The 3803-nt window shown below is 41.1% G+C and carries 4 protein-coding genes and 1 pseudogene; 3 read left to right on the top strand and 2 right to left on the bottom strand.

Annotation, left to right across the window (positions count from 1 at the left end; all coding sequences use genetic code 11):
* Positions 1-245 (top strand): annotated as a pseudogene (locus tag SORDD16_RS06760) (hypothetical protein); the annotation flags it as partial.
* 31 nt (positions 246-276) lie between these two features.
* On the opposite strand, the gene SORDD16_RS06755 reads toward SORDD16_RS06760, so the two are convergent.
* Positions 277-2076: an N-acetylmuramoyl-L-alanine amidase gene (locus tag SORDD16_RS06755; protein WP_061452827.1), complete on the bottom strand. Its 1800-nt coding sequence runs from the start codon at positions 2074-2076 to the stop codon at positions 277-279.
* A 57-nt stretch (positions 2077-2133) separates the two neighbouring features.
* Positions 2134-3042 carry a LysR family transcriptional regulator gene (locus tag SORDD16_RS06750; RefSeq protein WP_001222584.1) on the bottom strand — a complete coding sequence of 303 codons (909 nt, stop codon included), beginning with the start codon at positions 3040-3042 and terminating at the stop codon, positions 2134-2136.
* Between the two features lie 102 nt (positions 3043-3144).
* Between SORDD16_RS06750 and SORDD16_RS06745 the strand changes: the two genes are divergently transcribed.
* Both SORDD16_RS06745 and SORDD16_RS06740 read left to right on the top strand, forming a co-directional pair.
* Positions 3145-3378, top strand: a complete 234-nt coding sequence (locus SORDD16_RS06745) for a YqgQ family protein (protein ID WP_061452899.1) — start codon at positions 3145-3147, stop codon at positions 3376-3378.
* Positions 3375-3755, top strand: a complete 381-nt coding sequence (locus SORDD16_RS06740) for a rhodanese-like domain-containing protein (RefSeq protein ID WP_061452826.1) — start codon at positions 3375-3377, stop codon at positions 3753-3755. The genes SORDD16_RS06745 and SORDD16_RS06740 overlap by 4 nt, the downstream gene beginning before the upstream one ends.
* The last annotated feature ends 48 nt before the right edge of the window (positions 3756-3803 follow it).

Below are 3803 nucleotides of genomic sequence, written 5' to 3'. Positions count from 1 at the left end.
CAAGTTTGGATGTCAACCTCTGGTCATTGATTCCAGTAGGTTTGTTCCTCTATTTCACTCTAGAAAACTTTTTGAAAAAAGACTACAAGGCTAGTCTGATGTGCTTGATTATTGCCTTTATCATTGCAAACGCCATTTTGGATCTGTTGCCAATTTCAAGTGGATTGGTGATAGGAGCAGGTGTGCTAGCTTGTGTAGGACTTGGCTACCTTTTTCCTGATAAAGATAAAAAAGAAGACAAATAGAAAAGTCTCGAAGTTTCTCGAGACTTTGTCTTTATTTACCAGCGTAGTATTTTTGGATGCCTTTCACAATACCTGCTACTAATTTATCTTGATAGTGGCTATCTCTGATTTGTTGGTTTTCAGTGAAATTATCCATATAACCAAGCTCTAGGAGAACGGCTGGTTTGGCCGTTTCGCGTAGAACGGCAAAACTGCTTTCCAGCAAGCCAGCGTTTCTGGCACCTGTTTCTGCAAGGAGAGAGGAGTGGATAGCAGCAGCGAGGCGTTTGCTTTCACTCATACGATCTGGGTGATTGTGCCAGTATTTATTAATCTTACTTGGATAATCAGGTTCATCGCTATAGGAGTAGGTTTGAATACCGCTTGCTTTTGAGTATGTACTACCAGTAGCATTGAAGTGAATACTGATAAAAATATCAGAGTTGGTCTTATTAACCATACGAGAACGTTCGGTAACAAAATCCACGTCAATATCACTGTCACGTGATGTAAGGACAGTATAACCTAATTCTTCTAATTTCTTACGTAGTTTGCGGTAGATTTGCATGTTGAGATCTTTTTCAGCTACATTGTAGTAAAAGGCACCTGAATCCCGACCACCATGCCCAGGATCCAGGAAAATGGTGTTGCTGTATTGACCTTTTACAAATCCACCTTCTGTTGAAACTTCAGAAATCCATTGGCCGTATTTTTGGAACAGGTGTTCCTTGCCGTCTATCTTGTAAGTTCCTGATACATAATGTCCGCTATCGTCCAAATAGTAACGAGCCTTGTAGGTGTCGTCGTAAATCCACTCATTCTTGGCCATATAGCCACCAGGCTTGAGATAGTAGGCTCCAATCCATTCACGAGCTGCATAGGCACCATTCGCTTTTAGATAGAACCAACTGTTGTAGGCCTTGTCAAAGATCCACTCTTTTTCGGCCATTGCTCCACTTGCTTTTAGATAGTAGCTTCCTTTCCATTTGTTGGAAAGCATGATGCCATTTTGTTCAAAAGCATACCAAGTTCCTTTGATTTTCTCCCATTTGTCTCGGCTATATTTCCCATATTCATTAGCGTAATACCAATTTTCATTGATTCTCACCCAAGAGTTTTCCGCCATGGCCCCGCTACTACCGAGCAGGTAAGTACCAACGGTCGTTTTGCTGAGCATCACGCCGTTTTTGTCAAAATAATACCATGAACCGTTGACTTTCTCCCATTTGTCTTGCGAGATTCTGCCAGATGGTGTGACATAATACCAATTTTGGTCAATCTTTACCCAGCCATTTTCAGCCATGGCCCCACTTTTGGTAAGGAGATAACCATCAACGATTGTCTGACTGAGCATGATACCATCTTTGTCAAAGTAGTACCAAACTCCTCCGATTTTTTTCCATTTTTGTTGGATGATTTTTCCAGACTCACTGGCGTAGTACCATTTACCCTCAAGAGCTACCCAGCCATTTTCTACCATGACCCCGTCTTTATTGAGAACATAGTCATCAAAGATGGTATCACTGAGTCGATTTCCCTCTTGGTCAAAATAGTACCACTTATCTTGAATTTTTTTCCATTTGAGGACAGGTTGATTGTTTTCATAGAAACGCCAGTGTTTGTTTTCTTCCTGCCATCCTTCTTTTTTAGGAGCTTCTTCTTTTACCTTGTCTTTTGGAAGTGTTGCAACCTCCTCTTCAGCTTTAGTTGAAAGATCTTTCTTATCTTCCTTAGAGTTGCTTTGTTCGGTGGTAGCAGGAGGATTAGTATTGTTTTCTTCTGCATAGATAGGTGCTTGGGTCAATCCTGCTATTGAAAGGACAACAGTGCTTGCCAATATAAACTTTTTCAACGATATTCTCCAATCATTATTTTCTAAGAAATATTATAAAATATGTCTGACAGTTTATCAATTATCAAACTGAACTTCTTCTAGTAAATATTCGATAAAGCGTTCGCCCATCTTAGACAGGCTGGTTTTTTCATGCTGGATATAGACCAGTTCAATCGGGTCGTCAATGTCCAGTGGAATGGAAACGATATTGTCTCCGTTGAGGTTGCTGTTCAAAATCCCTGTTGCAATGGTGTAACCATCCAAACCAATCAAAAGATTAAAGAGGGTGGCTCGGTCACTGACTACAATGGATTTCTTGTGGTGCTCTTGTGAAAGAATCTCCTCTGAAAAGTAGAAGGAGTTGTGCGTCCCCTGGTCATAACTCAGGTAAGGAAAATCTTCCAAATCAGCCAGTTTGACCTTGTCTTTTTTAGCTAGAGGGTTGGTCTTGCTGACAAAGATATGGGGTTGAGCGGTAAAGAGGTGGTGCGCTAGCAGGTGATTGTCATCTAGCATTTTCGTTAAAACATCGCGGTTGTAGCTGTTTAAAAAGAGGACACCGACTTCACTACGGAAGTTCTTGACGTCGTCGATAATCTCCCAAGTACGAGTTTCACGAAGGAAGAGCTCGTATTTCTCCATATCACTTTTCTTGAGCAGAGAGACAAAGGCATTGACTACAAAGGCATAGTGCTGAGAAGAAACGCTGAAAAGTTCGCGGTGGGCAACAGGGTTTTTATAGCGTTCCTCCAAAAGCTGAGTTTGCTCGACAACTTGACGGGCATAGGAGAGAAACTCCATCCCATCACGGGTCAAGGTAATGCCCTTGGGATTGCGAATAAAGATTTCAATCCCCATTTCATTTTCCAAATCTCGAACGGCATTAGAGAGACTGGGTTGGGTGATAAAGAGTTGCTTGGCTGCCTCATTCATAGAGCCAGTTTCGACGATTTTGATAATATAGTGTAGTTGTTGTATTCTCATGCTTTTATTGTACCACACTTGCGGAAGAATGGGCAATGAAGACGAAGAAAATAGGGGGAAAGAGGCGGTCCAGTATTGAAAAAAAGTCTAAAATCTGTTAGAATGAAACCTATGAAAACATTCTATGATGTGCAGCAATTTCTCAAACAATTTGGCATTATTGTTTACATGGGGAAGCGCTTGTATGATATTGAACTGATGAAGCTCGAACTCTCTCGGATCTATGATGCAGGTCTGATGGACAAGCTAGACTATCTAGAGGCGGAAGCTGTTCTTCGTAGAGAGCACAAGATAGAATTAGACTACTTAGAGAAAAATGGAGATAAGAACTTATGACAATTTGGATTGTTTGGGGAATCGTATTGGCGATGGCTGCATGGATGGGTTATAACTACCTTCGTATTCGTCGTGCGGCTAAGATTGTGGACAATGCAGAATTTGAAGCCTTGATTCGAAAAGGGCAATTGATTGATGTCCGTGAACCAGCAGATTTCCACAGAAAACATATCCTCGGAGCCCGCAATATTCCTTCAAATCAGTTGAAGTCAAGCCTTGCAGCCCTTCGCAAGGATAAACCTGTCCTTCTCTACGAAAACCAACGTGGACAACGAGTGACCAATGCTGCACTCTATTTGAAAAAACAAGGTTTCTCTGAGATTTATATCCTTTCTTATGGATTGGATTCTTGGAAAGGGAAGGTCAAGACAAGCTAAGATTTTATTAAAAACTGTCGAATGATAGATAAAGTTAGTATTTTTGGT

It is taken from the genome of Streptococcus oralis (genome assembly GCF_001578945.1).
In the GTDB taxonomy this organism is placed as follows: domain Bacteria; phylum Bacillota; class Bacilli; order Lactobacillales; family Streptococcaceae; genus Streptococcus; species Streptococcus oralis_Q.
The sequence above is the reverse complement of the archived record's forward strand: the minus strand, read 5'-3'. Positions and strand labels throughout refer to the sequence as shown.